This window comes from Rhodococcus sp. D-6, assembly GCF_040256695.1.
GTDB lineage: Bacteria > Actinomycetota > Actinomycetes > Mycobacteriales > Mycobacteriaceae > Rhodococcus > Rhodococcus pyridinivorans.
In genome coordinates, this window is the sequence record NZ_CP132970.1 from 2,354,824 (window position 1) to 2,381,007 (window position 26,184).

The window sequence follows — 26,184 nt, forward strand, 5'->3', positions numbered from 1 at the left end:
AACAATGAGCAACATCACACACGTGACCGTCCTGGGAACCGGAGTCCTCGGCACCCAGATCGCCTTCCAGACCGCCTACAGCGGCTTCCAGGTCACCGCATATGACATCAGCAGCGATGCCATCGAGGCAGCCAAGAAGCGGTTCGACGCTCTCGTCACCACCTACAAGGACGACGGAGTCGCGGGGGCAGCCGAGGGGAAGGCGGACGAGGCGCTCACCCGCGTCCGGTTCTCCTCCGACCTCGCCGACGCGGTCGCGGACGCGGATCTGGTCATCGAGGCGATCCCCGAGGTACTGTCCATCAAGCAGGACACCTACCGAAGGCTCGGCGAGCTCGCACCGGAGAAGACGATCTTCGCAACGAACTCGTCGACACTTCTGCCCAGCGACCTCAAGGACTCCACCGGACGCCCCGCCAAGTTCCTCGCGCTGCACTTCGCGAACCGGGTCTGGAAGTTCAACACCGCCGAGGTGATGGGCACCGCCGACACCGATCCGGCCGTGTTCGACGAGGTCGTCGCCTTCGCCGGCAACATCGGGATGGTTCCGATCCCCGTGTACAAGGAGAAGTCCGGCTACGTCCTCAACTCGCTACTGGTGCCGTTCCTCAACGCCGGGTACGCACTCGCCGCCGGCGGATACGCCGAGCCGAAGGACATCGACAACGTGTGGCGGATCGGCACGGGAGCGCCGATGGGCCCCTTCCAGATCACCGATGTCATCGGCCTGGTCACCCCGTACAACATCCTCGCCCACGGCGGGGAGGAGGACCAGGCGCTCGCGGCCTGGCTGAAGAGCGAGTACATCGACCACGGCAAGCTGGGCGTCGCCACCGGCGAGGGCTTCTACACCTACAACTGACCCACGACCGCGGCAGAACAGTCCACGAGAGGACGTGCAAGCCAGATGTACTACAGCAGTGGAAACTACGAAGCCTTCGCCCGCCCCCGCAAGCCCGAGGGAGTCGAGAACAAGACCGCCTGGTTCGTCGGCGCCGGGCTCACCTCGATGGCCTCGGCGGTGTTCATGATCCGCGACGGGCAACTCTCCGGCGACAAGATCACAATCCTCGAGCGCCTGGACCTGCCCGGCGGCGCGCTGGACGGTATCAAGAAGCCGGACAAAGGGTTTGTCATCCGCGGCGGGCGCGAGATGGAAGACCACATGGAGTGCCTCTGGGATCTGTTCCGCACCATCCCGTCGCTCGAGGTCGACGGATCCGTCCTCGACGAGTTCTACTGGCTCAACAAAGACGACCCCAACTACTCACTCAACCGGGTCACACACCGGCAGGGCGAGGAGTTCGTCACCAACAATGAGTTCGGCCTGAGCGAGAAAGCTCAGAAGGAGTTGGTCAAGGTCTTTCTCGCCTCGCGTGAGGAGATGGAAGACAAGCGCATCGACGAGATCTTCGGTGAAGAGTTCCTGAGCAGCAACTTCTGGCTCTACTGGCGGACGATGTTCGCGTTCGAGAACTGGCACTCCGCACTCGAGCTGAAGCTCTACCTGCACCGGTTCGTGCACCACATCGGCGGGCTCCCCGACCTTTCGGCGCTGAAGTTCACAAAGTACAACCAGTACGAATCGCTCGTGCTGCCCATGTACCGCTGGCTCCTGGACCAGGGCGTGAGATTCGAGTTCTCCACCGAGGTCACCGACATCGACTTCGTTTTCGACGGCGACCGTAAACAGGCCACCCGCATCCACTGGACAAAGGGCGGCGTGCCCGGCGGCGTCGACCTCGGTACCGACGACCTCGTGCTCGCCACGATCGGTTCGCTCACAGAGAACTCCGACGACGGCACCCACCACAATGCGGCCAGACTCGACGAAGGTCCCGCGCCGGCGTGGGACCTGTGGCGGCGCATCGCGGCCAAGCACCCCTCTTTCGGACGCCCCGAGGTGTTCTGCGGCGACATCTCGAAGACGAAGTGGGAGTCAGCGACGGTCACCACCATCGGCCCTGAGATCCCGAGGTACATCAAGAAGATCGCCAAGCGCGACCCGTTCTCCGGCAACATCGTCACCGGCGGCATCGTCACCGCGAAAGACTCGTCCTGGCTGCTCAGCTGGACAGTCAACCGCCAGCCGCACTTCAAAGCGCAAGCACCCGACGAGATCGTCGTGTGGGTCTACGGCCTGTTCGTAGACGTGCCCGGCGACTTCACCGGCAAGACAATGCAGGAGTCGACCGGCGAAGAGATCACCCAAGAATGGCTCTATCACTTGGGTGTGCCCGTCGAGGACATCCCGGAGCTCGCGGCAAACGGCGCGAAGACCGTGCCTGTGATGATGCCCTACGTCACCTCGTTCTTCATGCCCCGCACCGCCGGTGACCGCCCCGACGTGGTGCCCGAGGGCGCAGTGAACTTCGCGTTCATCGGCCAGTTCGCCGAAACCACGCGCGACACGATCTTCACCACCGAGTACTCGGTGCGTACTGCGATGGAGGCCGCCTACCAGCTGCTGGGCATCGATCGCGGCGTGCCGGAGGTGTTCAACTCCACCTATGATCTCAGGTTCCTGCTCGAGGCCACCGCGCGCTTGCGCGACGGCGAGGAGATAGAGCTCCCCGGCCCGAAGTTCGTTGGCAACCGCATCATCAAGCACCTCGACCACACTCAGATCGGACAACTCCTCACCGACTTCGGACTCATCCCCGAGCTCGACGGCACGACGAAACGAGTCCGTGCCGATGACGCCGGAGCCTGACCCGCAGACGCTGCCGCACCGTCGGCACCACTGATCTGGTTCCACCACGCGGCACGCAAGGACCGCACGATCCGGTTCAAGTCGTTCCCCGGTCACGCTCAGACCGAGGCCGTCGAGTCGAGCGAAGGCGGTCAGGTCAGGGCGGCCGAAGCCGGCCGGCGGGGTAGCGTCGGACACGTCGAGGTCTTTCGGATGGATGGCGTAGGAACCTCCATCGTCGGGAGACCTCGACGTCTATCTGCGGACCGACGCGCCCGGCCGACCTACACCCTCATCTGGGAAGAGCCCTGAAACGTCTTCGACGACGACGGGACCGGCGAGGAGCAAGGCGCGGTGAACTAAAGAATGGAGCTTGCTCGGCTTCGACGCCGCCGCGAGCTCCGGTAAAATGGTCGGTACTGGTCGGTCGTCGTCGGTCACCACCGGATGGCAGCGTCCGCCACGCTCGTCGTTTGCGCAGGTCAGCGGCTCGTTCGCCCAGTGGGCGCATCAAGCGATAGGCGCAAAGCCGACGTGACTAGGTCGTCGGTTCGATTCCGACAGGCGGCTCCGGCAAACAGCCCCTGACCTGCGCAAACGCAGGGCAGGGGCGGTTCGGTTCTGGTGGTCGCGCGATGCGCTGGCCTCACGGCTCTGCCCGACACCGACGTCGCTCTCCTCTGCGACGGACCCCTCGCCGGCTGAGCGCTCGCGGCCGGCATCCTGCCCGTGTGCCGATAGGCCTCGCTCCGCTCGGCAACGCGGCGTGGCGTTGTGTCGCGACTTGAACTGCGAGGTGTCAACGGTGCGTCGGCGCAGCGATCGTTGTGTGCGCAGCGAGATGCTCCATGCCGCACGCGCGGCGCGCACGAACGCAACGCCCCGGGACGCCAACGACCCGTCATCGCTGCGACGCGCAAAGCGTCTCCCGTCACGGCAACGGATCGCAACCACGACCCGCCCACGGCGCCTCGCGGGACGGAGGGCAAGTTGACACAGTTGCGCTGCCATGGAACCGCGCTGGCTCTCTCGACGACCACCGGTGAAACAGTGCCGCTCCAGGCTTGCGCCTGGTGTTGCCTGGCCTCCTCGTGATCGGCCCGTCGGGGATCGTCAACGTGGTGCGGGTGTCGAGGCGGTCGGGTCCGACGGCTCGGCGGGGCGCGATCGTCTCGTGCGTTGGCGGACTACGGGAGCTTGGACGCGAGGACGTCGGCCGCCAGGATCTCGGGTGCTGCGCCGAGGAGGTGCTGGTTGGCCATCAGGGCTGCGACGATGGCGCCGTTGGCGTGGGCGTCGCGAGCGGCCTCGTCGGGGAATGCATCGAAGATCCAGAAGGTGTCGGCGTGGGTCCTAGCCGCGAACCAGACAATCGTTCCTACTTCTTCGTTGGCGAGTGCGACAGCGCCGGCGAGCAGATCGGCGAGCGCGTCGTGCTGTCCATCGGCCGCGACGATCTTGGCGACGAATGCATACGGAAGTGATGCTGGTGTGGACATGAGGGGTTCTCCTTGAAGTCGGGGTTCTTCGTGGGGCGAGTTCAGCGTATGACGAGCGAGGGCCGGTGGGGAGTGGCGTATACGACAGTATTGCTATTGTTCGCGCCATGCGTATCGGACTGATCGCGATCGACGGCTGCTTCGGTTCGGCTGTCGCGTCGGTCATCGACATCGTGCGGGTGGCCGACGGAGCCCGCGGCGATGTCGACCCGCGGATCGACCCGATCGAACTCGCCATCCTCGGACCGAAACGGCGAGTGACCACGACGGCATCGATGACCCTGTCGGTAGACCACCCGCTGTCGGAGTCCGGAGAGTTCGACGTGGTCATCGTCCCTGCGCTTGGAACCCTCACGGCCGCCGCTACCAACGACGCCCTCCAGAGCCGAGATGCACGTTCGGTCATCGCCTCACTCGGGCGCCTCGACGACGCGACCACCCGGATCGCCGCGGCGTGCACCGGCGTGTTCGCCGTCGCCGAGACCGGACGGATGAATCATCGGCGGGCGACGACCAGCTGGTTCCTGGGGCCGGAGTTCCTGAAGCGCTATCCGACCGTCGCCCTCGATCTCGACACCATGGTCGTGGTCGACGGGAACCTCGTCACCGCCGGCGCCGCGTTCGCCCACATCGACCTCGCGCTCTCACTCGTGCGATCGATCAGCCCCGACCTGGCCCAACATGTCGCCAAGCTCCTCATCATCGACGAGCGTCCGTCGCAGGCGGCCTTCGTCGCCTACGAACATCTCCGGCACGAGGACCCGATCGTCGTCGAGTTCGAACGCTTCGTGCGCGCCCGCCTGGACGAACCGTTCAACGTCGCCTTCGTCGCGCAGTCGCTCGGCACCAGCCGGCGCACCCTCGAACGACGAGTCCGTGCGGCGCTCAACCTCACTCCGCTCGGCTTCGTCCAACGGCTTCGCATCGAACGAGCTCGGCACCTCTCAGCAACCACGGACCTCACCTCCGCCGAGATCGCGCTACGGGTCGGCTACGCGAACGCCGAGACTCTGCGCTCCCTCCTGCGCAGGGAGCGACGCCGTTCCTGACCTATCGCCATGCCTGTAGCCGGTGTCCTAGCGCTCGGTTGGAACCACCTCTCAGCACGTCGCGTCGACGCTCCTGCGTCGCCCCTGGACGACCCACTCGACACGCCCGCAGCACCGGCCATGTGACGTGCCCCGGCTTCCCGGACGGTCGGGGTCGGGTGGCTGTGGTGTCGCTACGTTCTCGTCGAGGGGGTCAGCAGACCCGATCAGGGTCGATTGGGATGAGCCGCGAAGGCGGTCAGCGCGGCCGAAGCCGGCCGGCGGGGTAGCGTCGGACACGTCGAGGTCTTTCGGATGGATGGCGTAGGAACCTCCATCGTCGGGAGACCTCGACGTCTATCTGCGGACCGACGCGCCCGGCCGACCTACACCGTCATCTGGGAAGAGCCTGTAATGGTCGCACGGAATGCTCAGGCTGGGGAGAAGCGGTAGAAGTATTTGGTGACGTAGAGTTCGTCGACGATGGTGGTGACCATCAGGATGAGGTCGGGGCCGTCGGTGAACAGGTTGCTGTTCATGTCGAGGTCGCTGTCGGAGTACTTGCTCACCCAGGTGCCGTCCACGAGTCGCTCCATGCGGAGGTATGGCGCCACGCTGCTGACGATGCGTCCGTCCTGGTCCTCGATCGAGTCGGTCAGGACGCCCTGCTCCTTCTCGGCGGAGGTCCAGGGGACCTTGGCGCCGCCTCGCATCGAGAAGTGGACCTCGCCGTCGGAGTCGGTGATCTCGAGCGTTTCGCCTCCGGCGGGGGAGATGGTTTCCGGGGTGTAGAGCGAACGGTCGCGGAAGATGATCGCGTAGCTGCCCGAGCGGTGTCCGGCGTCCTGTTCGGAGAAGCCGGTCAATTCCCACCGGCCGAGCAGCGCTGTCGGGTCAGTCGTCTGGGGAGCGGGCATTGCCAAGTCCTCTCAGTGGGGGTCGGGTCAGGGGGCCAGCGCGGCTCGAAGCTCCATGGAGTTGTCATCGTTGAAGCGCCAGGCCTCGGCTTCGTTGCCGAGGTGGTAGGTCACGGTTGCGGACTTCGCCTCGAGGTCGCACTGGATCACCCCTGCGACAGGTTCGCCGGGTTGGTCTTCCCGGTTGTCGAGCCAAGTGTTGTTGACTACCGCTTTTAGAATCCCAAACGTCTTGGGGTGGATGTCGCCGACGTTATCCTCACGCTGAGGCCCATAAGCGGCGGCAAGGAGTTTTATTGTGTTTGACTCGTAAAAGAGGATAAAGGCAGCGTGGTCTGCGGGATACTCGGCGAGAAAATAGCGGTCGTTGGCGAGTTTCTCGACAAGAGCTTCGACTGTTTCGTTATCAACTGTCAATGTGGTTGGCATTGCTGTATCACTTTATCTTTGATCGGCTAAACGTCTGGCTTGCCTCGTTTTTGAATCTCTCGGTTATGGTTTCGGGGGGCCAAGTGAACTGTATCCAACGGTAACTTCTGATGCCCGAGAGCCATCCGGTGGGTGGCTCAAAACTATCTCACCTCGGACCACCGCCGAGGCTCGATCCTCCAGCCCGAGATCGAGTTCGTGCTGGTTAGCGTTGATTCGTTGGTTAGCAATCTCGATCAATGCCGCAAGCTCGCCGGGCGTGTGGGCCGAGCCGATGTGCGCGATCATCTGGCGCCGACCGCGGATCTTCTCCCACATCTGCACGCCGATGGCCCCGGAGGCGGTCTTGGACTGCACCACGTACAGATCCACCACCTCCATACTCCGCTCGATTAGTGACCCGCGCGCCACATGCTCGAACTCGTGACCTGCAGCGATCCTAACGAATTGGCTAGAAACGACGTCAACTTGTGGAACTCAGGTATGACACGGGGTGATCCTCGCTGATGCCCTGCACCCGTTTGACGAATTCGTCGCCGGGCTGAACCTCGACCGCGTCGACACTCTCGTCGGCTCGTTCCTCAGCGTCGAGTGCGGTTTCGAGCACGGTCTTCGTCAACTGCCCGAGCAGTCCGTTCGGGCCCATCAGTTAGACGCCTTGTTCCTCGGCCTGGGCCAGTAGTTGCTGCGCCAACTCCAGCTGGTTCACCTCGTCCGCCATGGGCTCCAGTGTTTCCGTCATGGTCGATCCTTCCGCCAAGCTCGCTGCTCGGCGTGTCAGGCCGACCCGGATCACGTCAACACCGACATCCCCGAGCCGGTGACCGCAGAAACGAGCCTGCCCCGCACTCAGGCGGGGCAGGTTTCGATTTTCTCAACTTACGTGGAGCTAAGGGGACTCGAACCCCTGACCCCCACACTGCCAGTGTGGTGCGCTACCAGCTGCGCCATAGCCCCTTGCACGGCCCTGACGGGGACCGCCACCGAAGACTACAGGCGAGAGCGTGAACTCTCGCCTGTAGCGATCTTGTGGAGCTAAGGGGACTCGAACCCCTGACCCCCACACTGCCAGTGTGGTGCGCTACCAGCTGCGCCATAGCCCCGTATTCGGTTGTACCGTTGCGCTCCGGTTGACCCCTTCGCGCTGAAAGAAAACTACACCATCGCGCTCGACGCCAACAAATCGGCTGGTAGACAGCGTGACTGTGGCGGGAGCACGCACCGTGCGCAGCTCCCGCCACCGCTCCGTCTATCCGACGAGTTCGGTCACCCAGTTCTCGTCGCCGAGGGCGTCGATAACGGTCCCCTCGTACACGACAGCCGGCGTGCCGGCCGCTCCGGTCGTCGCGAGCAGACGGCGTCCCGCCTCCGCGTCGGCCGAGGCCTGATCGATCCGGGCGCCGTCGGTGATGCACTGCGCGACGTCCTCGGAGGCACCCGCGTCGCGCGCCATCTGCGCGAGACCCGCGTTGTCGATGTCACCGTCGCCACCCTCGGCCGGTTGGTTGTCGGGCGACAGCAGGGCGTCGTGGAATGCGGAGAACGCGCGGGCATCGCCGCTCTCGGCGACGCACTGCGCCGCCGCCACCGCGCGGGTCGAGTAGTCGCCGCTGCTCGACGCCCGGTCGAGGAAAGCGAGCATCCGGTACCGGATCGCCAGTTGGCCGTCGTCGATCGCCTGGGCGAGCTCCTGCGAGTGCTTGTGTTCGAGTTCGGCGCAGTAGGGGCACAGCGGGTCCTCGAACAGGTCGACGGTCCGTGGGGCGTCGGGGCGGCCCAGCAGGATTGCGCCGTCGTCCTCGATCGACACTTCCACCGCGCCGTTCTGCACGGAGCCGTAACCATCGTTGCGGGGATCGCCGCTGCCCGACGACCACAGGACACCACCGATGACGAGCGCACCGATCACCAGGATCGCGATGCCGCCGAGAATGTAGGTGACCCTGTTCGACGTCGGCTGCGGTGTGTACTTGCCGGATGAGACCTTCTTCGCGCTCACGGATGCTGCCCTCTACTGCTCGTCGGTGGGGAAGGACGATCTCACTCTGCCATCGACGGCTGAGGGGCCGCTGAGAGGGAAGCACATGAACCCGGACCGAGCGCGAACCAGGTGCGCGGCCGGACGACCAGCCATATCGACATCGCCAGGAAGCCGACGTCGCGGGCGATCTCGATCGCGTAGTCGCGGCCGTCGACGCCCTCGACCACACCTCCTCCCCCGAAGCAGCCACAATCGATCGACAGGCCGCGCGCCCACGCCGAGGCGATCGCGGCGACGAGCGCGACCAGCCCCAAGGCGCTGACGAGCGCTGCGAAGCGCGTCGCGAGACCGACGAGCAGGACCAGGCCCAGGGCCAGTTCGAGAACGGGGAAGGCGGCGGCGAACGGCCGCACCCAGCCGGCGGGCAAAATCTGGTACGCCCGTACCGCCACGACGGTCTGCGTCGGATCCGAGAACTTCACCCAACCGGAGACGAGCCACACCGCCGCCAGACCGTATCGGGCGAGCGTGGAGACGAGACCGACCCACATGCCGGCGACAATACCGGGCGGTCGTCTCACCGCGCCGTGTCGTCGGTCACCTGTGTCGCCTGCTCGACGACCCGGGGGCGTCCGACGACGAACCACGGCAGCGTCGCCGCTAGCATGATCACACCCGTGACCGCGAAGGCCGTCGAGTAGGACAACCGGTCCGCGAGGAAGCCTGCGGCGACCGGACCGATCACCGCGCCGACATCGGCGACCATCTGGAAGGTCGCGAGCACCGGCCCGCCCCGGGCCTTGCTGCCCACGACGTCGGCGACGGCGGCCTGCTGCGAGGGATTCGACAGCCCGGACCCCATACCCGCCACGAACGAGGTGATGAGGAACCAGACGACGCTCTCGGTGAATCCCATGGCGATCGTGCTGACCCCGCACACCACCAGACCGGCCAGGACGAAGGGTCGCCGCCCGAACCGGTCGGACAGCTTGCCCGACTTGATGAGGACGAGTGCGTTGCCCACCGCGAAGGCGGTCAGCGCGACACCCGCGAACGCCTCACCCTCGTCGAGCGCCTCGACGACGAACAGAGGCACCATCGCCACGCGGACCCCGAACACCACCCAGCCGTTGGCGAAGTTCGATCCCAGCGCCGCGCGGTAGACCGGCGAGCGCAGCGCGTCGCGCAGGCGCATGACGGGCACGCCGTCCCCACTGTCGGGACGGGCGAGTTCCGACGAGCGCAGGCTGATCCCCACGACCGAGGCCGCGACGAGCAGCGCCACGGCGTAGATGAGAAAGGGTGCGCGCAGCCCCAGTCCGATAAGGGCACCGCCGAAGAGCGGGCCGAGGATGTTGCCCATGAGGAAGCTGGTCGCGTACAGGCCGGACACACGCCCGCGGGCGTCCGGGGGCGCGATCCGCACGAGCAGACCGAGCGCCGACACCGTGAACATCGTCGACCCGATGCCGCCGAGGGCCCGGAAGACGAGCAGCTGCCAGTAGCTCGCCGCGAATGCGCACGCGCCCGTCGACAGGGCGACGATGAGCAGGCCCGTGATGTAGACGGGCCGCTCCCCCAACTTCTGCACCAGCGACCCGCTCGCGGGTGCGAAGAGCAGTCGCATCGCCGCGAACGACGACACGACGACCGTCGCCGCCGTCACACCGACGTCGAAGCTTCGCGCGAATTGGGGCAGCGCGGGAGCGACGAGACCGAAGCCGAGCGCGATCACGAAACTCGCGACGACCAGAACCCAGATTTCCCGCGGCAAAGCCGCATCACGTGTCCGCATGATGCCCACGATGTTAGCGAGGCGCACGACCTCGCCCGGTCGCGCGGTGGGCGAGCGGGCTCAGGACAGGACGGACGAGACGAGTTCGCGTGCCGCCTGCTGGACCTCGGCGAGATGGTCGGGGCCGCGGAACGATTCGGCGTAGATCTTGTAGACGTCCTCGGTGCCGGACGGGCGGGCGGCGAACCACGCGTTCTCGGTGGTGACCTTCAGGCCACCGATCGCGGCACCGTTGCCGGGTGCCGCAGTGAGCGTCGCGGTGATCGGTTCGCCGGCGAGCTCGGTGGCGCCGACCTGCTCGGACGACAGTTTCGACAGCACCGCCTTCTGCTCGCGCGTCGCCGGGGCGTCCACGCGCGCGTAAGCGGGGTCGCCGTACCGATCGACGAGTTCGGCATAGTAGCGGGACGGGCTCTTCTCCGTCACCGCGGTGATCTCCGCCGCGAGCAGGGCGAGGACGATGCCGTCCTTGTCGGTGGTCCACACCGCGCCGTCGCGCCGGAGGAAGGACGCACCGGCGCTCTCCTCCCCGCCGAAGCCCAGCGAACCGTCGCTCAGCCCGGGAACGAACCATTTGAAGCCCACCGGCACCTCGAGCAGGTCGCGGCCGAGGCCGGCGGCGACCCGGTCGATCATCGACGAACTCACGAGCGTCTTGCCCACCTTGCTCGACTCCGCCCAACCGGGGCGATTGCGGAACAGGTAGTCGATCGCGACGGCGAGATAGTGGTTCGGATTGAGCAGACCGGCGTCGGGGGTGACGATGCCGTGCCGGTCGGCGTCGGCGTCGTTGCCGGTCGCGAGGTCGTAGGCCTCGCGGTTGCCGATCAGCGATGCCATGGCGTTCGGCGACGAGCAGTCCATGCGGATCTTCCCGTCGGTGTCGAGCGTCATGAACCGCCAGGTGGCGTCGACGAGCGGATTGACGACGGTGAGGTCAAGGGCGTGCCGTTCGGCGATCTCGCCCCAGTAGTCGACGCTCGCACCGCCCATCGGGTCGGCGCCGATCCGTACCCCGGCAGCACGGACGACGTCGAGATCGACGATGTTCGGCAGATCGTCGATGTAGGCGGCGAGGAAGTCGTGTCGTCCGGCGGACGCGAGCGCCGACGAGAGCGGCACCCGCTTCACCCCGTCGAGTCCGGCGGCGAGCAGTTCGTTGGCGCGAGCGGCGATGACCGACGTCGCGTCGCTGTCGGCCGGACCACCCGACGGGGGGTTGTACTTGAAGCCACCGTCGCGCGGAGGATTGTGCGAGGGGGTGACGACGATCCCGTCGGCGCGGGCACCGGAGCCGGAATTGTGCTGCAGGATCGCGTGACTGACGGCCGGAGTCGGGGTGTAGCGGTCGCGGGAGTCGACGACCACTTCGACGCCGTTCGCGACGAGCACTTCGAGCGCGCTCGTCCAGGCCGGTTCGGACAGGGCGTGCGTGTCGCGGCCGAAGAACAGCGGGCCCGAAGTGCCCTGCTGGGCGCGGTATTCGACGATGGCCTGGGTGGTCGCGAGGATGTGGGCTTCGTTGAACGCACCGTCGAGGCTCGAGCCGCGATGACCGGACGTGCCGAAAGCCACCTGCTGCGAGGCGTTCTCGGGATCCGGTTGCACGGTGTAGTAGGCGGTGACAAGGTGTGCGAGATCTTCGAGATCCGCCGCGGTGGCCGGCTGTCCCGCTCGTTCGTGCGCCATGTGCTCTCCTCGTCGATGGTGGTGTTCTCATCTTGCCGCCGATCCGCGGCACGCGCGGGATGAGTACCCCGATCCGCGCGTCGGTACGGATACTGACGAAAAGGTCATCACGGCCATGGGACCAGAGTTTCTGACCCGAAAGTAGTATTGGCGTTCACAATTAGGTGGGCTAACTTCAGTGAACGAAATGAAGACGATGCCGGGGAGGACATTTCTTCGTTTCGCTCTCGCTGTTTCGGCGCCGTCTCCGACGTCTCCGGGACCGACAGCGACCGTGCCCGTCGTCGAGAACACTCACCCTCTGAGTCTCGACGGCGGGCACTGCCGTTTCCCGAAGCTGCCGATCAGGCTCACCCGGACAACAAGAAACCCGGGTAGGTGATCGATGGTCGATCACCTACCCGGGTCGATGGTGGAGCTGCCGGGAATCGAACCCGGGTCCTCCGCCGCCTCGCGAGGGCTTCTCCGTGTGCAGTTCGCTATGTCTCTACTCGGATCTCCCGTTCTCGCGAACAAGACGAGATGACGATCCCAGTCGCTGTTTGTTGTCCCGCACGTCTCCGCGACCGAGCCGTACGGTAGAGCTCTCTAGTCGATGCCAGGATCCGGGTCGAGAGCAAACCCGGGCTGACAGAGACGCGCTCGCTTAGGCAGCGAGGGCGTACTCGCGCTGAGTGGACTCGGCGCTTAATTGGTTGCAGCGACGCTTACGGTGGTCTCTTGCCTGCACCGACACGCTTCCCCTTGCTCAACGTACGCAGTCGAAACCGTTCAGCCCCGTACGCGCCTGCGACCTTCGCAGGACTACCTACTGTAACGACCCGAAGGCCCGATGTCATTCCCATTTTCGAAAACGATTCGTTGCCGGGTCATGAGCCTACTCACACCGCCGCTCACCGGCAACGGAACCGGGTCGGGGTGACCCGAGTCCGGCGTCGCCGGGTGTCACCCGTAGCGCTCCGTCCGGTGACGCGCTTTCCACGATGCCGGGTCCAGCGCCTCCAGGATTCGTGTTCTTCCCACCCCACCCCGGATCAGCCGGGCAGGCTGACGAGTGCGACGGCCAGTCCGGCTGCGAGCAGGCCGAGCAGTTTCACCCGGCTCACGCGCTCTCCGAGCACGATGACGGCGAGTAGCACCGTCACCGCCGGATACAGCGCCGCGATCACGCTCACCAGCGACAGCAGGCCGTGCTGGTAGGCGAACAGCAGTGCACCGTTCGCGATCACGTCGATCACGCCGATCCCGATCAGGATCGGCAGGAGCGACCGGATCGGCCACACCACGGTGCGCCACGAGAAGGCGATCACCAGCCAGACCACGAGGGTGGCGGTCGCGCGGGAGGCGGCGAGCGGCCACAGGCCGGTGCCGGTGCCGACCTGACCGAGGCCGATGAACGACAACGCGAAGGCGATGCCCGATCCGACCGTCCACCACGCGATCCTCGACGTGAAGCGCGGGTGTCCGACACCGGTGACGGTCTCGTCGGATTCGCGGCTGACCAGCCCCACCGCGATCACCGCGACGACGATGCCGAGATAGGCGAGAAGACCGGGCCGGTCCCCCGTCGCGATCCCGAACAGCACGGGGATTCCGGCCACGACGACAGCGGTGACCGGTGAGACGACCGACATCGGCCCGTTCGCCAGTGCGAGGTAGAACCACCAGACGGCGATGCCGCCGGCCACGCCCGCTGCGGCACCCCACGCGAGGGACGCCGCGGTGAGGTCGCCGCCGACGATCGACGCGGCGATCAGGGACACGACGAGCGAAGCCGGGTAGGTGACGGCGACGACGCCGAGTGCGCTCGCGCGACGGGAGGCGGCACCCCCGGCGAAATCGCTGAGGCCGTACCCGACCGCCGCGAGGAGCGCGAGCGCGACCGCGATCAGCGGCTCATGCCCTTCACTCGCCGGCCGAGCTCGCGGGTCACCTCACGTTCGGCGGTCCGGCGGGCGAGATCCTGACGCTTGTCGTAGTCCTGCTTGCCCTTGGCGAGCGCGAGCTCGACCTTGACCTTGCCGTCGGAGAAGTACATCGACAGCGGCACGAGGGTCTGGTTGCCCTCCCGGGTCTTGCCGACGAGCGCGTCGATCTCGCGACGGTGCAGCAGCAGCTTGCGGGTGCGGCGCGGAGCGTGGTTGGTCCACGTGCCGTGCCCGTATTCCGGAATGTGCAGACCCCGCAACCACACCTCGCCGTCGTCGACGGTCGCGAATGCGTCCACCAGGGAGGCCTTTCCCTCCCGCAGGCTCTTGACCTCGGTACCGACGAGGGCGATGCCCGCCTCGTAGGTGTCGAGGATGGTGTAGTTGTGGCGCGCCTTCCGGTTGGTCGCGATGACCTTCCGGCCCTTTTCCTTCACGTGCAGGCCTTTCCGGTCCACGATCGATCGAACAGAACACCGTCCAGCATAGGAACCTCGCACGACACCTTATTCACGCACGTACAGACGCAAGGTCACATACGAGGTGAGAGCGGCCATTCCCACGCCCACGAGGACCAGGAACGGCGAGACCAGAAGGATGTCGCTGTCGGTGATGCGGGCGACGATGTTCGCGTCGTAGACCTCGGTGAGCATGTCGTCGACGAACATGCTCTTGGCGACGAAGAGTCCGCCGATGGCGAGTGCGGCACCCACGATCGCGGCGATCACCGCTTCGAGGAGGAAGGGCAGCTGCGTGTACCAGCGAGTCGCGCCGACCAGCCGCATGATGCCGACCTCGGTGCGGCGGGTGAAGGCCGCGATCTGCACCATGTTCGCGATCAGAAGCACGGCCGCGATCGCCTGGATCGTGGCGATGGCGAACGCGCCGTTGCGGATGCCGCCGAGCACGCCGAACAGACGCTCGACGAGATCCTGCTGGTTGAGCACGCTGTCGACGCCGGGCCGGGTACCGAAATCGTCCTGGATCGCCGCGAATCGATCCGGATCGGACATCTTGATCTTGAAGGAGGCAGGGAAGCTGTCGGCACTCACGAGTTCGGCGAGTTCGGGCTGATCGGCGAAGACACGATCGGTGGCGTCGAGGACGGCGTCGTCGCGGCTCAGGTACTGGACCGACACCACGTCGTCGGTGCTCTCGAGGTCGCTGCGCAGGGTGGAGCAGAGATCCTGCTCGCACTCCGGATCGAGCGAGGAGATGTCCTCGGTCAGGAACACCTGCACCTCGACCCGGTCGAGGAAGATCCGTTCCGTCTTGCCCGCCATCTGGACCACGAGCAGCCCCGCACCGAACAGCGCGAGGGAGATCGCCGTGGTGAGGATCATCGCGATGGTCATGGTGAGGTTGCGGCGCAGGCCGGTGGTGACCTCGCTGAACAGGAAGCTGGCACGCATCGGGTGGGATTCCTTCGGTTGCCTGGTGGGGATGCTCGGGTGACGGGATCTAGCGGCCGACGCCGTAGACGCCGCGTGCCTCGTCGCGCACGACGCGTCCGAGATCGAGTTCGACGACCCGTCGCCGCATCGAGTCGACGATGTGGTGGTCGTGGGTCGCCATGAGCACCGTCGTGCCCGTGCGGTTGATGCGTTCGAGCAACAGCATGATGTCCTGGCTGGTCTCGGGGTCGAGGTTGCCGGTCGGTTCGTCGGCCATCAGCACGAGCGGCCGGTTGACGAACGCACGCGCGATCGCGACACGCTGCTGCTCGCCGCCGGACAGTTCGGCGGGCAACCGGTCGGCTTTGCCGGACAGTCCCACCAGCTCGAGAACCTCCGGCACCGTCCGTTCGATCACTCCGCGCGGCTTACCGATCACCTCGAGAGCGAACGAGATGTTCTCGGCGACCGTCTTGCGCTGGAGCAACCGGAAGTCCTGGAAGACGCATCCGAGATTCTGGCGCAGCTTCGGTACGCGACGCGCCGGCAGCCGGTTGACGTGGAAATCGGCCACGTGGATGTCGCCGGTGGTGGGCTTCTCCTCTCGCAGGAGCAACCGGAGGAAGGTCGACTTCCCGGATCCGGAGGGACCGATGAGAAAGACGAACTCACCCTTCTCGACGTGCACCGAGACCCCTTCGAGCGCGGGACGCGTGGACGTCTTGTAGGACTTGGACACATTCTCCAGCCGGATCACGTGGACATGCTAACCGTTACCGGACGGTGACCTACGGCACCGGCTCGTCGGTGCTCTACGACGACGGAGCGTCGGTGTCCTCGGTCACCGTCGGATCCTGCTGGTCGTTCAGTCCGGGGATCGTGGGCAGGTCGAACGGGAACTGCCTGTTCGTCGTGGTGGGGGGCGCAGTCGTCGTGGCATCCTGCGGCGGCGTCCCGCCCTGTTCCCTGCCCGGCACGCCGGTCGCCGTCGTCGGCGGGAAGGTCGACGAGGTCGTCGGCGGATAGGGCGTGTCGGTGGTCTCCGGCACGGACTTCTCCTGCGGGGCCGTGGTCGCCGGCGGCACGTACGGCACGTAGGGCGTCTCGGAGATGATCACGGCGGTCGACGGCGCATCGGGGGTGTCCTCGGGCGGGTTGAGGAACAGGTAGGTCACCCACAGCGCAAGCCACAGGGTGCACAACGCGAAGGTCGTGGTCCTGATCCGCCCACCGAGGAGGTGCGACGGGATGCGCCTGCGGTGCTTCTCCTCCGGCTCGGTGGCCGCGCCCCCACCCGACGTCCCTCCACCCGGTGTCACTGTGCCTCCACTCGATCGACCACGCTGGCGGTGTCGAGCTGGGGCGTGACGGTGATGCCCCGTTCACGCAGTGCTCGCGCGATCCGCGCACGCAGCAGACGGCCCACCTGGAACTGCTTGCCGGGCAGCGTGCGCGCGACCATGCGGACGCTGAGCTGATCCACCTCGAGGCTCTCGACACCCATCACACTCGGTTCGTCGAGCAACAGCTCCCGCAGGCGGGGTTCCTTGTATGCGGCGACACCCAGTTCGCGCAGCATCTCGGTGACGTCGGCGATGTCGGCGGTCACCGGGATCGGCACGTCCACCACGGCGCGCGCCCAGTCCTTCGACAGGTTGACGGCCTTGTTGATCTGCCCGTTGGGGACGGTGATGACCTCACCCGCCGTGCTACGCACCCGGGTGACGCGCAACGTGACGTCCTCGACGGTGCCGATCGCGTCCTCGGACGCACCGGTCACGGAGATCTGCACGGTGTCGCCGAAGCCGTACTGCCGTTCGGTGATGATGAAGAACCCCGCGAGGATGTCCTGCACGATGCGCTGGGCACCGAAGCCGAGCGCCGCGCCGAGCACGGTCGCCGGCGCGACCAGGCTGCCGATGGGCAGCTGCAGATAGTCGAACACCTTCAGGGTCGCAACGATGTACACGAACGAGATCGCCATCCACGTGACCACCTGGGCGACCGAATGGCGATGCTTCGTCGCCTCGGACCGCACGAGGTCGTCGGACTGCGTGTAGCGCTCGTCGATGCGGCGCGTGATGCGGCTGCCGATCCAGGAGACGAACCGGGCGATCAGAACCGCACCCAGAATCGTGAGTGCGATCAGCAGCCCGCTCGTCGACAACCAGTCGAGCAGTCTAGCTCCGGGAAGAAACGGCACAGGCCCCTCTCCTGTTTCCGATCACGATTTCTGCTCTTCTCGCATACGCCAGCGGATGCCCGATTCGAGGAATCCGTCGATGTCGCCGTCGAGCACCGCCGAGGGGTTGTTGACCTCGTACTCGGTGCGCAGGTCCTTGACCATCTGGTAGGGATGCAGCACGTACGAGCGCATCTGGTTGCCCCACGAACTGCCGCCGTCGCCCTTGAGCGCATCCATCTCGGCGCGCTCCTCCTGGCGCTTGCGCTCGAGGAGCTTGGCCTGCAGGACACGCATGGCCGCGACCTTGTTCTGCAACTGCGACTTCTCGTTCTGACAGGTGACGACGATGCCGGTCGGGATATGCGTCAGGCGCACGGCGGAGTCGGTGGTGTTGACCGACTGGCCTCCCGGGCCGGACGAGCGGTAGACGTCGACGCGGACGTCGTTCTCGTCGATGTCGATGTGGTCGGTGGTCTCGACGACGGGCAGCACCTCGACCTCGGCGAAGGAGGTCTGGCGGCGGCCCTGGTTGTCGAAGGGGCTGATGCGGACGAGACGGTGCGTGCCCATCTCGACCGACAGGGTCCCGTAGGTGTAGGGCGCCTTGACGGCGAAGGTGGCGGACTTGATGCCGGCCTCTTCCGCGTAGGAGGTGTCGTAGACCTCGACGCCGTAGCCGTGCTTGTCGGCCCAGCGGATGTACATACGCATGAGCATCTCGGCCCAGTCGGCGGCGTCGACGCCACCGGCGCCCGCGCGGATGTTGACGAGCGCGTCGCGCTGGTCGTACTCGCCGGACAGCAGCGTGCGCACCTCCATCGCCTCGATATCGGCGCGCAGGCTCTCGCGTTCGGCCTCGGCGTCGGCCAGGGCGGCGGTGCGGGCCTCGCCCTCCTCGCCCTCGGCGAGCTCGTACAGAACCGGGAGATCCTCGAGCCGCTGGCGCAGGCCCTCGACCCGGCGCAGCTCACCCTGTGCGTGCGACAGTTCGCTGGTGACCTTCTGGGCGTGGTCCTGGTCGTTCCACAGCTCGGGGTCGGCGGCCTGGTGTTCGAGTTCGTCGATGCGCCGTCGCAGCTCCTCGACGTCGAGGACCGATTCCACGGTGCGGAGGGTCGTGTCGAGCTCGGTCAGGGCTGCGGAAACATCGGGATGCACGATTCAACAGGTTACCGGAGCGACGAACCGGCCCGCCGTGGGCAGCGATCGACACGGCAGGGCCCGGTCGGGTCGAGCACCGCGCCGACCCCGGAGTGGACGGCAAGCTGCTCGGCCTCGGACGACGGCGGCTAGCGTTTCCGCCATGACCACCGACTACACCGCCGACCTGGACCTCGCACTCCGACTCGCCGACGCGTCCGACGCCATCACCCGCGACCGCTTCGGTGCGCTGGACCTGAAGGTGGACGACAAGCCGGACCTGAGTCCGGTCTCCGACGCCGACCTCGCCGTCGAGCGCGCCATCCGCGAGATGCTCGGCGAGCAGCGACCGGACGACGCGGTGCTCGGCGAGGAGTTCGGTGGCGACGCGGTCTTCCGCGGGCGGCAGTGGGTCGTCGATCCGATCGACGGCACGAAGAACTTCGTGCGTGGCGTACCGGTCTGGGCGAGCCTGATCTCGCTCCTCGAGGACGGTGTGCCTGTCGTGGGCGTGGTCAGCGCCCCGGCACTGAACCGTCGGTGGTGGGCGGCCGCGGACGGCGGCGCCTGGGTGTCGCACGACGGTGCCGAGCCCCGGCGCATCTCGGTGTCGGAGGTGACCGACCTCGCGTCGGCGTCGCTGAGCTTTTCGAGCCTGAGCGGCTGGCACGAGCGTGGCATCCGTGATCGTTTCGTCGCCCTGACCGACGACGTGTGGCGGGTGCGCGCCTACGGCGACTTCTTCTCCTACTGCCTGCTCGCCGAGGGCGCCCTCGAGATCGCGCTCGAACCCGAGGTTTCGCTGTGGGATCTGGCCGCGCTCGACGTGCTGGTGCGCGAGGCAGGTGGACGGTTCACGAACCTCGAGGGTGCGGACGGTCCGCACGGCGGCAGTGCGGTCGCGACCAACGGCACGCTGCACGACGAGGTGCTCGGTCGACTGAAGTGAGTGGCCGGCCCCACGCACGGATGGTCACGCGTGGGGCCGGGTTCGTCAGCGGACCGGGAGATGCACAGCGGTCTCGAGGTCGGCTTCGTTCGTGACGCCCGGATCATCGAGGTAGACGTTGAAGTGGTGGGTGGCCACGTCGTCGTCGACCCGGGCCGCGGACAGGCCGTGTTCGGTCAGGAATTCGGCGATCGCCTCGTGGGCCCGCGGGATCGATTCGGCGTACGGCCCGGTCACGGTGGCGACGACCGCCCGGCGTGAGGGGAACTCGTGGACCGTCAGCGGCTCGCGGGCCGTGGTTCCCGGCGCCACCGGCAGGAACACCGATTCGTCGACGTCCGACTCACGGAACTCGCCGTCGTGTTCGATGCATCCGCCGGGTCCGGTCGGGACGATGCCCTGCTCCTGCAGGTCGGGCATGAAGCGTTGCCACAGTTCACCTTCGGCCGAGTAGTCGGCGACGGTGCCGCGGAGGCAGACGTACGTCTGCTGAGGAATCTCGCGCGGCATCGGCGGTCTGCTCGGGGAGGTATCGGCGGTAACCGCTGACCTCGTCGACCACGGCGGGGATCAGCACTCCCTGCGAGTCGTAGTGCCGCAGCATCCGCACGCTGATCCGGGTCAGGGACGAGAACTTTCCGATGGACATCAACCTGGTGGTGTCGGCCATGGCGCCGAGTCTGCGACCTCACACGGTGTGAGAGTCAACTCGTGCTCGCGACACAGCGGACGATGCTGGGCGACACGCGTCCACCGCGGAACTTACTGCGCGGTAGACAGTGACCTTACTCAGAAGTAAGATCGGGAGTGTCCACTGCCGCATCGAGAGACTTCTGGTGATCATGAGCAAGCAAGACAGCGTGGGCCGCCACACGCCTCGCGACACGTCCGCCGTCGGCCTCAATCCGATCAAACGCGACGCCATGGGTGCTGCCATGCGCGTGCTCACCCGGATCACGGGTTCCGAACTGGCCGACCGGTACAAGATCCGCGAGACGATCGACCGGATCACGTACCAGTCCACGAAAACCGGCTTCAAGACCCTCGGCGCCGCCACGCGCACCTTCAAGAAGATGTCCGGCGGCGCGAGCGGCCCGCAGCGTCTCACCACCGCGAAGAACGCCGACTTCTTCGATCTCACCCCGACCGACGATCAGCAGATGATCACGGAGACGGTGCGTGAGTTCGCCGCCGAGATCCTGCGCCCCGCCGCGCACGACGCCGACGAGGCCGCCGCGGCCCCGGCCGATCTACTCGCGCGCGCAGCCGAACTCGGCATCACCATGGTCAACGTACCCGAGGCGTTCGACGGCGCCGCCGACGAGCGCGGCGTGGTCACCAACGTGCTGGTCGCCGAGGCCCTCGCGCACGGCGACATGGGCCTGGCCCTGCCGATCCTCGCGCCGAGCGGTGTGGCCGTGGCGCTCACACAGTGGGGCACCGAGGACCAACAGAAGACCTACCTGCCGGCCTTCGCCGGCGACGATGTCCCCCAGGCGTCGGTCGTCATCGCCGAGCCGCGCGCCCTGTTCGATCCCTTCGCGTTGCAGACCAAGGCGGTGCGCTCCCCCAGCGGCTACCGGCTCAACGGCGTGAAGTCGTTCGTCCCGGCGGCGGGCAGCGCCGAACTGTTCGTCGTGGCAGCCGAACTCGACGGTAAGCCGTCCCTCTTCCTCGTCGAGGCGAAGAGCAAGGGCGTCGTGATCGAGGCCGATCCGGGCATGGGCCTGCGCGCCGCCGGACTGGGCCGCCTTCTGCTCGAGGACGTCGCGGTGCCGGAATCGGCACGTCTCGGCGACGACGACGCCGACGTCCGCGCCGAGCAGTACGCCGACGCCGTGCGCCTGTCGCGCCTGGGCTGGGCAGCTCTGGCGATGGGCACCGGTCAGGCCGTGCTCGACTACGTGGTCCCCTACGTCAACGAGCGCGAGGCGTTCGGCGAGCCCATCAGCCACCGGCAGGCGGTGGCGTTCATGGTGGCCAACATCAAGATCGAGCTCGACGGTCTACGTCTGGTCACCCTGCGCGGTGCGTCGCGGGCCGAGCAGGGCCTGTCGTTCGCTCGCGAGGCGGCCCTGGCCCGCAAGCTCGCCACCGACAAGGGCATGCAGTTCGGCCTCGACGGCGTCCAGCTGCTCGGCGGCCACGGCTACACCAAGGAACACCCCGTCGAACGTTGGTACCGCGACCTGCGAGCAATCGGAGTCGCCGAGGGCGTCGTCCTCGTCTGATCGGCCCGACCCGAACAAGGAACCTGTGATGATCAATCTCGAACTTCCCCGGAAGCTCAAGGCTTCCGCGAACCAGGCCCATCAGGTCGCCGCGCAGATTTTCCGGCCGATCTCCCGCAAGTACGACCTCGCCGAGCACGAGTACCCCATCGAACTCGACACCATGGCCGCGATGGTCGAAGGGCTCAACGACTCCGGCCAGGGCGCGGCGGGTGCCGCGCTCGGCCGCGACAGCAAGGCCAAGCAGGACGGCCCCGCCGGAAATGCCAACGGCGGCAACATGGCCGGACTCCTCAATGTCATCGAGACGTGCTGGGGCGACGTCGGCCTGACCCTGTCGATCCCCTACCAGGGCCTGGGCAATTCCGCGATCGCCGCGGTGGCCACCGACGAACAGCTCGAACGCTTCGGCAAGGTGTGGGCCTCCATGGCAATCACCGAGCCCGGTTTCGGATCCGATTCGGCGGCCGTGACGACCACGGCCGTGCTCGACGGCGACGAGTGGGTCCTCAACGGCGAGAAGATCTTCGTCACCGCCGGTGAGCGTTCCACGCACATCGTCGTGTGGGCGTCCGTCGACAGGTCGAAGGGCCGCGCCGCGATCAAGTCGTTCGTCGTGCCGCGCGAGGCTCCCGGACTCTCGGTCGCGCGTCTCGAGAAGAAGCTCGGCATCAAGGCATCCGACACCGCGGTGCTCGTGCTCGACAACTGCCGCATCCCGAAGGACAACATCCTCGGCTCCCCGGAGGTGAACACCGAGAAGGGGTTCGCCGGGGTCATGCAGACCTTCGACAACACGCGTCCGATCGTGGCCGGCATGGCCGTGGGTCTCGGTCGTGCGGTACTCGAGGAACTGCGCACGATCCTGAAGGAGGCGGGCGTCGAGGTCTCCTACGACATCCCCGCGAACAACCAGCATGCCGCGGCCGCCGAGTTCCTCGCGCTCGAGGCCGACTGGGAGGCCGCCTACCTGCTCGCGCTGCGCGCGACGTGGATGGCCGACAACAAGAAGCCCAACTCCCTCGAGGCGTCGGTGTCGAAGGCGAAGGCCGGCCGCACCGGCACCGCGGTCTCGCTCAAGGCCGTCGAACTCGCCGGAACCTACGGGTATTCGCAGCGGCCGCTGCTCGAGAAGTGGGCACGCGATTCCAAGATTCTCGACATCTTCGAGGGCACCCAGCAGATCCAGCAGCTCATCGTCGCTCGGCGGGTGCTCGGAAAGTCGTCCTCCGAACTGAAGTAACGCTCGGGGCATGGGGTCCGTCCGCGGGCGCCGGAAGGATGGGACCGGTGTCTGCGCACGGTACCGGACGTGTCGGAGGATCCATCGGGGTAGAGCCCTCGCCGCAGGTACGGCGAGGGCTCTACCCGTTCCAGGAAGATCATCCGTGGAAGATTGCCTGGAATGTGAGCTACGTCACGGCTACTGTGTGTGCTGACGCCGACACACAGCTAGGGGGACGGATGCTCGGTCAGGACATTCTCGGCAGGATCACGAGTGGGCGGATCACGCTCGACGACACGATCGGCCAGGTCAAGGACACCATCGGATCACTCGCGGTACTCCATCGCGCAGGTCTGCTGCACTTTCCGCGCGTGGACCACAGCATCGGGACGATCATGGCGGCCAACAAGTACGGCCCCTTCGCCGGCGCCGTGCACGCACAGGCCGAACGCGGTCTCGACGCCGTCGCCCTGATCGACGAGGCCGGCGATGTCACCTACAAGGAACTCGAGGCCCGCTCCAATGCCCTCGTGCGTGCGTGGCAACGCGCCGGGGTGGAGCCGGGATCGGTCATGGGCATCATGGCCCGGAATCACCGCGGTCTCGTGTTGACGATGCTCGCCACCGCCAAGCTCGGTGTGCGACTGGTGATGATGAACACCGGTTTCGCGCCGCGGCAACTCGTCGATGTCGCAGCGCGCGAACAGGTCTCGACGTTCGTCTTCGACAGCGAATTCGCCGAGGTCGCAGCCGCGCTCCCCGACGACGTGCGCCGGTACGTCTCCTGGGCGGACGACGAGGTCCCCGGCATCCCGACGCTGGAGCAGTCGATCGAAGGGCTGGACGGCTCGTCCCTGCCCGCGCCGGAGGTCTTCGGTGGATTCGTATTGCTCACCAGCGGCACCACCGGCACCCCGAAGGGCGCGCCGCGCGGCCGCACGTCACCGTTCGCGTCGGTCCAGTTCCTCGATCGGGTTCCACTGCGCCCCGGGCAGACGATGCTCATGGCCGCCCCGGCCTTCCACGGCACCGGCGTCTCGCAGTTCGCGCTCGCCCTCGCACTGGGTCAGACCGTGGTGATGATGCGGCGCTTCTCCCCCGTCGACACCTTGGGCCTCGTCGAGCAGCACGGAGCGATCGTGCTGGTGGTGGTCCCGACGATGCTGCAGCGGATCCTCGACCTCGGACCGGAGAAGATCGCCGAGTACGACACCTCGAGCCTGAAGATCGTCTTCTCCGCGGGTTCGTCGCTCTCGCCCGACGTGTGTCGCCGGACGACGGAGGCGTTCGGACACGTGCTCTACAACCTGTACGGCTCCACCGAATGCGCCGTCGCGACGGTCGCGACCCCCGACGACATCCGGCAGGCCCCCGGCACGGCCGGTCGCCCTCCCGTGACGTGTCGGGTGGTGCTGTTCGACGACGACGGCAACCGCATCACCGAGCCGCACGTCCCCGGCCGCATCTTCGTCTCGAGCGGCCTGTCCTTCGCCGGCTACACCGACGGTCGCGACAAGGAACGCATCGACGGGTTGCTGTCGATCGGCGACATCGGGCACTGGGACGAGAACGGCCTGCTCTTCGTCAACGGTCGCGACGACGACATGATCGTCTCCGGCGGCGAGAACGTCTATCCACTCGAGGTCGAGAACCTGCTCGCCGAGCGGGAGGACATACTCGACGCCGCCGTGGTGGGTGTCCCCGATCCCGAGTTCGGGCAGCGGCTGCGAGCCTTCGTGGTTCCCTCCCCCGACTCCTCCCGCAACGCCGAGGACATCAAGGCGTTCGTGAAGTCGAATCTCGCCCGGTACAAGGTTCCGCGCGAGGTGGTTTTCCTCGACGAGCTGCCGCGCAACGCCACCGGGAAGCTGCTGCGCCGGGTGCTGGTGGAGATGGATCTGCCCGAGGATCCCGAGAAGGGGTACACCACCGCTCGGGGGTGACCCCCTCGAACGAACGAAGGCCGGTCGTCCGAGACGACCGGCCTTCGTGGTGGTAGCGGGGACAGGATTTGAACCTGCGACCTCTGGGTTATGAGCCCAGCGAGCTACCGAGCTGCTCCACCCCGCGTTGCATGAATGAACTTACACGAGCACGGAAACGGAATGCAAATCGCCTCGTCGGACGCGGATGGGCCTCGACGACAACCGAAATCGCAACCCCGAGGTGTCTCGGTTCACATTTCCGCCATGACTATCGACACATAACGGCGGTGTAACGATCTTGCATCGACCCTCGTTATCACCTTCCTGAGCTGCGAAGACTCAATCGTCCCATCCCATCAGGTGGACAAACACCTCTCCCGGCGGGGGATGACGCGCCGCGGAGCGCTTTGTACTGTCGGTCCCGGCTCGAAACAGCCGAGCCACCACCGGCCCGTCGCCGCCAGTCTGCCCCGCGGGATCCGGTGCCTACGAAGACCCGAGGGGCAGGGACGCAACCGACGTGGTCCCCGATCCGGACGGAGACATTTCTCCGTCGACCGAGATCGACGAGGGCCGTCGCGCTCCGCGAGCGCGGGAAGGACTCCACAGAATGACCAACTTCAGCACGCGTGCATTCCGCACTGCCGTCGTCACCGGTGCACTCGCCGCGGTTCCGTTCGCGCTCGCCACCGGCACCGCGTCCGCCGCCCAGCACAACTGGGACGGCGTCGCCCAGTGCGAGAGCGGTGGCAACTGGGCCATCAACACCGGCAACGGCTACTACGGCGGCCTGCAGTTCTCGCAGAGCACCTGGGAGGCCAACGGCGGCAGCGGCCGCGCGGACCAAGCCTCGAAGGCGGAGCAGATCCGTATCGCCGAGAACGTCCTGCAGACACAGGGCCCCGGCGCGTGGCCCGTCTGCGGTCAGTACCTGACAACCGAATCCGCGCCGGCTCCCGCCGCACCCGAGGCGCCCGCACCGGCACCCGAGGCTCCGGCACCCGCGGCTCCGGCCGCCCCCGAGTTGCCGGCCGAGGTCACCCAGGCCGTCGACACCGCGAACCAGCTCGCCCAGCAGTACGGCTTCGGCGCCGAGTTCGCGCAGATCGTCGATATCACGCTGGCCGGTCGCTGACGCAGACCGTCTCTGCGAACACGACGAAGGCCCGCGGTGCGA

Annotated in this window: 25 protein-coding genes, 3 tRNA genes, 1 other RNA gene and 2 pseudogenes; 8 read left to right on the top strand and 23 right to left on the bottom strand. The window is 66.7% G+C overall.

Annotation, left to right across the window (positions count from 1 at the left end; translation table 11 throughout):
• The first annotated feature begins 4 nt into the window (after positions 1-4).
• Together RBB84_RS11085 and RBB84_RS11090 are read left to right on the top strand one after the other, a co-directional pair.
• Complete coding sequence (locus tag RBB84_RS11085) at positions 5-862, top strand: 3-hydroxyacyl-CoA dehydrogenase (protein ID WP_006550366.1); 858 nt, start codon at positions 5-7, stop codon at positions 860-862.
• A gap of 45 nt (positions 863-907) precedes the next feature.
• Complete coding sequence (locus RBB84_RS11090; protein ID WP_033097707.1) at positions 908-2,713, top strand: oleate hydratase; 1,806 nt, start codon at positions 908-910, stop codon at positions 2,711-2,713.
• A 12-nt stretch (positions 2,714-2,725) separates the two neighbouring features.
• Here RBB84_RS11090 and RBB84_RS11095 read toward each other — a convergent pair.
• Both RBB84_RS11095 and RBB84_RS11100 read right to left on the bottom strand, forming a co-directional pair.
• Positions 2,726-2,890: pseudogene (locus tag RBB84_RS11095) on the bottom strand (ISL3 family transposase); the annotation flags it as partial.
• Positions 2,891-3,879: 989 nt separating this feature from the next.
• Positions 3,880-4,191: an antibiotic biosynthesis monooxygenase gene (locus RBB84_RS11100; protein ID WP_006247389.1), complete on the bottom strand. Its 312-nt coding sequence runs from the start codon at positions 4,189-4,191 to the stop codon at positions 3,880-3,882.
• A gap of 107 nt (positions 4,192-4,298) precedes the next feature.
• Here RBB84_RS11100 and RBB84_RS11105 point away from each other — a divergent pair, with 107 nt between their 5' ends.
• A complete protein-coding gene (locus RBB84_RS11105) occupies positions 4,299-5,240 on the top strand; it encodes a helix-turn-helix domain-containing protein (protein WP_024101449.1) in 942 nt (313 codons plus the stop codon).
• Between the two features lie 410 nt (positions 5,241-5,650).
• On the opposite strand, the gene RBB84_RS11110 is transcribed toward RBB84_RS11105, so the two are convergent.
• The 18 genes and pseudogenes from RBB84_RS11110 to prfB all read right to left on the bottom strand — a co-directional run bounded on the left by RBB84_RS11110 (position 5,651) and on the right by prfB (position 18,695).
• On the bottom strand, positions 5,651-6,136 hold the full coding sequence (locus RBB84_RS11110; protein ID WP_033097161.1) for a hypothetical protein: 486 nt from the start codon (positions 6,134-6,136) through the stop codon (positions 5,651-5,653).
• Between the two features lie 27 nt (positions 6,137-6,163).
• The gene (locus tag RBB84_RS11115) at positions 6,164-6,565 is read right to left on the bottom strand and encodes a hypothetical protein (protein ID WP_006550362.1); all 402 of its coding nucleotides are present in this window, start codon (positions 6,563-6,565) and stop codon (positions 6,164-6,166) included.
• 63 nt (positions 6,566-6,628) lie between these two features.
• Entirely contained in the window at positions 6,629-6,937 is a 309-nt protein-coding gene (locus tag RBB84_RS11120; RefSeq protein WP_156666290.1) for a hypothetical protein, read from the bottom strand.
• A gap of 208 nt (positions 6,938-7,145) precedes the next feature.
• A pseudogene (locus tag RBB84_RS11125) lies at positions 7,146-7,307 on the bottom strand (IS256 family transposase); the annotation flags it as partial.
• Between the two features lie 142 nt (positions 7,308-7,449).
• Positions 7,450-7,522 (bottom strand) — tRNA-Ala (locus tag RBB84_RS11130).
• 73 nt (positions 7,523-7,595) lie between these two features.
• Positions 7,596-7,668: transfer RNA gene (locus tag RBB84_RS11135), tRNA-Ala, on the bottom strand.
• Positions 7,669-7,814: 146 nt separating this feature from the next.
• Positions 7,815-8,564: a DsbA family protein gene (locus RBB84_RS11140; RefSeq protein ID WP_006550359.1), complete on the bottom strand. Its 750-nt coding sequence runs from the start codon at positions 8,562-8,564 to the stop codon at positions 7,815-7,817.
• 41 nt (positions 8,565-8,605) lie between these two features.
• Positions 8,606-9,097, bottom strand: a complete 492-nt coding sequence (locus RBB84_RS11145) for a MauE/DoxX family redox-associated membrane protein (protein ID WP_006550358.1) — start codon at positions 9,095-9,097, stop codon at positions 8,606-8,608.
• 26 nt (positions 9,098-9,123) lie between these two features.
• Positions 9,124-10,341 carry an MFS transporter gene (locus tag RBB84_RS11150; protein ID WP_033097228.1) on the bottom strand — a complete coding sequence of 406 codons (1,218 nt, stop codon included), beginning with the start codon at positions 10,339-10,341 and terminating at the stop codon, positions 9,124-9,126.
• A gap of 60 nt (positions 10,342-10,401) precedes the next feature.
• Positions 10,402-12,030, bottom strand: coding sequence for a phosphoglucomutase (alpha-D-glucose-1,6-bisphosphate-dependent) (gene pgm / locus RBB84_RS11155; RefSeq protein ID WP_033097159.1), 1,629 nt, complete (start codon positions 12,028-12,030; stop codon positions 10,402-10,404).
• A 410-nt stretch (positions 12,031-12,440) separates the two neighbouring features.
• Positions 12,441-12,809, bottom strand: a transfer-messenger RNA (tmRNA) gene (gene ssrA, locus RBB84_RS11160).
• Between the two features lie 255 nt (positions 12,810-13,064).
• On the bottom strand, positions 13,065-13,922 hold the full coding sequence (locus tag RBB84_RS11165) for a DMT family transporter (RefSeq protein WP_051121498.1): 858 nt from the start codon (positions 13,920-13,922) through the stop codon (positions 13,065-13,067).
• The gene (gene smpB / locus RBB84_RS11170) at positions 13,919-14,395 is read right to left on the bottom strand and encodes an SsrA-binding protein SmpB (RefSeq protein WP_024101458.1); all 477 of its coding nucleotides are present in this window, start codon (positions 14,393-14,395) and stop codon (positions 13,919-13,921) included. The genes RBB84_RS11165 and smpB overlap by 4 nt, the downstream gene beginning before the upstream one ends.
• A 69-nt stretch (positions 14,396-14,464) precedes the next feature.
• A complete protein-coding gene (ftsX, locus tag RBB84_RS11175; protein ID WP_006550352.1) occupies positions 14,465-15,370 on the bottom strand; it encodes a permease-like cell division protein FtsX in 906 nt (301 codons plus the stop codon).
• A 49-nt stretch (positions 15,371-15,419) separates the two neighbouring features.
• Positions 15,420-16,109 (bottom strand): cell division ATP-binding protein FtsE, encoded by a 690-nt coding sequence (ftsE, locus tag RBB84_RS11180; RefSeq protein ID WP_033097116.1) that lies wholly within the window; start codon positions 16,107-16,109, stop codon positions 15,420-15,422.
• A gap of 55 nt (positions 16,110-16,164) precedes the next feature.
• Positions 16,165-16,671: a hypothetical protein gene (locus tag RBB84_RS11185; protein WP_019288450.1), complete on the bottom strand. Its 507-nt coding sequence runs from the start codon at positions 16,669-16,671 to the stop codon at positions 16,165-16,167.
• Complete coding sequence (locus RBB84_RS11190; RefSeq protein WP_230826288.1) at positions 16,668-17,486, bottom strand: mechanosensitive ion channel family protein; 819 nt, start codon at positions 17,484-17,486, stop codon at positions 16,668-16,670. The genes RBB84_RS11185 and RBB84_RS11190 overlap by 4 nt, the downstream gene beginning before the upstream one ends.
• Positions 17,487-17,576: 90 nt before the next feature.
• Positions 17,577-18,695, bottom strand: coding sequence for a peptide chain release factor 2 (gene prfB, locus RBB84_RS11195; protein ID WP_006550345.1), 1,119 nt, complete (start codon positions 18,693-18,695; stop codon positions 17,577-17,579).
• A 145-nt stretch (positions 18,696-18,840) separates the two neighbouring features.
• On the opposite strand from prfB, the gene hisN reads away from it, so the two are divergent.
• The gene (gene hisN / locus RBB84_RS11200) at positions 18,841-19,626 is read left to right on the top strand and encodes a histidinol-phosphatase (RefSeq protein ID WP_006550344.1); all 786 of its coding nucleotides are present in this window, start codon (positions 18,841-18,843) and stop codon (positions 19,624-19,626) included.
• A gap of 45 nt (positions 19,627-19,671) precedes the next feature.
• Here the strand turns inward: hisN and RBB84_RS11205 are convergent, their stop codons facing one another.
• Positions 19,672-20,136 carry a GyrI-like domain-containing protein gene (locus tag RBB84_RS11205; RefSeq protein WP_052040032.1) on the bottom strand — a complete coding sequence of 155 codons (465 nt, stop codon included), beginning with the start codon at positions 20,134-20,136 and terminating at the stop codon, positions 19,672-19,674.
• On the bottom strand, positions 20,063-20,296 hold the full coding sequence (locus tag RBB84_RS11210; RefSeq protein WP_231912117.1) for a MerR family DNA-binding transcriptional regulator: 234 nt from the start codon (positions 20,294-20,296) through the stop codon (positions 20,063-20,065). The genes RBB84_RS11205 and RBB84_RS11210 overlap by 74 nt, the downstream gene beginning before the upstream one ends.
• 166 nt (positions 20,297-20,462) lie before the next feature.
• Here RBB84_RS11210 and RBB84_RS11215 point away from each other — a divergent pair, with 166 nt between their 5' ends.
• The 3 genes from RBB84_RS11215 to RBB84_RS11225 all read left to right on the top strand — a co-directional run bounded on the left by RBB84_RS11215 (position 20,463) and on the right by RBB84_RS11225 (position 25,025).
• Positions 20,463-21,857: an acyl-CoA dehydrogenase family protein gene (locus RBB84_RS11215; RefSeq protein ID WP_019288455.1), complete on the top strand. Its 1,395-nt coding sequence runs from the start codon at positions 20,463-20,465 to the stop codon at positions 21,855-21,857.
• Positions 21,858-21,885: 28 nt separating this feature from the next.
• Positions 21,886-23,100, top strand: a complete 1,215-nt coding sequence (locus RBB84_RS11220; protein ID WP_019288456.1) for an acyl-CoA dehydrogenase family protein — start codon at positions 21,886-21,888, stop codon at positions 23,098-23,100.
• Positions 23,101-23,321: 221 nt separating this feature from the next.
• Positions 23,322-25,025 (top strand): acyl-CoA synthetase, encoded by a 1,704-nt coding sequence (locus RBB84_RS11225; protein WP_052040031.1) that lies wholly within the window; start codon positions 23,322-23,324, stop codon positions 25,023-25,025.
• Positions 25,026-25,075: 50 nt separating this feature from the next.
• Here the strand turns inward: RBB84_RS11225 and RBB84_RS11230 are convergent.
• Positions 25,076-25,152, bottom strand: a tRNA-Met gene (locus RBB84_RS11230).
• A gap of 465 nt (positions 25,153-25,617) precedes the next feature.
• Between RBB84_RS11230 and RBB84_RS11235 the strand changes: the two genes are divergently transcribed.
• A complete protein-coding gene (locus tag RBB84_RS11235; protein ID WP_033097209.1) occupies positions 25,618-26,142 on the top strand; it encodes a transglycosylase family protein in 525 nt (174 codons plus the stop codon).
• Positions 26,143-26,184: the final 42 nt, after the last annotated feature.

What these genes read in the sequence shown, in the direction of transcription:
- RBB84_RS11085 (WP_006550366.1), top strand. Translation starts at nt 5, where the DNA reads ATGAGCAACATCACACACGTGACCGTCCTGGGAACCGGAGTCCTCGGC.
- RBB84_RS11090 (WP_033097707.1), top strand. Translation starts at nt 908, where the DNA reads ATGTACTACAGCAGTGGAAACTACGAAGCCTTCGCCCGCCCCCGCAAG.
- RBB84_RS11100 (WP_006247389.1), bottom strand. Translation starts at nt 4,191, where the DNA reads ATGTCCACACCAGCATCACTTCCGTATGCATTCGTCGCCAAGATCGTC.
- RBB84_RS11105 (WP_024101449.1), top strand. Translation starts at nt 4,299, where the DNA reads ATGCGTATCGGACTGATCGCGATCGACGGCTGCTTCGGTTCGGCTGTC.
- RBB84_RS11110 (WP_033097161.1), bottom strand. Translation starts at nt 6,136, where the DNA reads ATGCCCGCTCCCCAGACGACTGACCCGACAGCGCTGCTCGGCCGGTGG.
- RBB84_RS11115 (WP_006550362.1), bottom strand. Translation starts at nt 6,565, where the DNA reads ATGCCAACCACATTGACAGTTGATAACGAAACAGTCGAAGCTCTTGTC.
- RBB84_RS11145 (WP_006550358.1), bottom strand. Translation starts at nt 9,097, where the DNA reads ATGTGGGTCGGTCTCGTCTCCACGCTCGCCCGATACGGTCTGGCGGCG.
- RBB84_RS11150 (WP_033097228.1), bottom strand. Translation starts at nt 10,341, where the DNA reads ATGCGGACACGTGATGCGGCTTTGCCGCGGGAAATCTGGGTTCTGGTC.
- pgm (WP_033097159.1), bottom strand. Translation starts at nt 12,030, where the DNA reads ATGGCGCACGAACGAGCGGGACAGCCGGCCACCGCGGCGGATCTCGAA.
- ftsX (WP_006550352.1), bottom strand. Translation starts at nt 15,370, where the DNA reads ATGCGTGCCAGCTTCCTGTTCAGCGAGGTCACCACCGGCCTGCGCCGC.
- hisN (WP_006550344.1), top strand. Translation starts at nt 18,841, where the DNA reads ATGACCACCGACTACACCGCCGACCTGGACCTCGCACTCCGACTCGCC.
- RBB84_RS11205 (WP_052040032.1), bottom strand. Translation starts at nt 20,136, where the DNA reads ATGCCGCGCGAGATTCCTCAGCAGACGTACGTCTGCCTCCGCGGCACC.
- RBB84_RS11210 (WP_231912117.1), bottom strand. Translation starts at nt 20,296, where the DNA reads ATGGCCGACACCACCAGGTTGATGTCCATCGGAAAGTTCTCGTCCCTG.
- RBB84_RS11220 (WP_019288456.1), top strand. Translation starts at nt 21,886, where the DNA reads ATGATCAATCTCGAACTTCCCCGGAAGCTCAAGGCTTCCGCGAACCAG.
- RBB84_RS11225 (WP_052040031.1), top strand. Translation starts at nt 23,322, where the DNA reads ATGCTCGGTCAGGACATTCTCGGCAGGATCACGAGTGGGCGGATCACG.
- RBB84_RS11235 (WP_033097209.1), top strand. Translation starts at nt 25,618, where the DNA reads ATGACCAACTTCAGCACGCGTGCATTCCGCACTGCCGTCGTCACCGGT.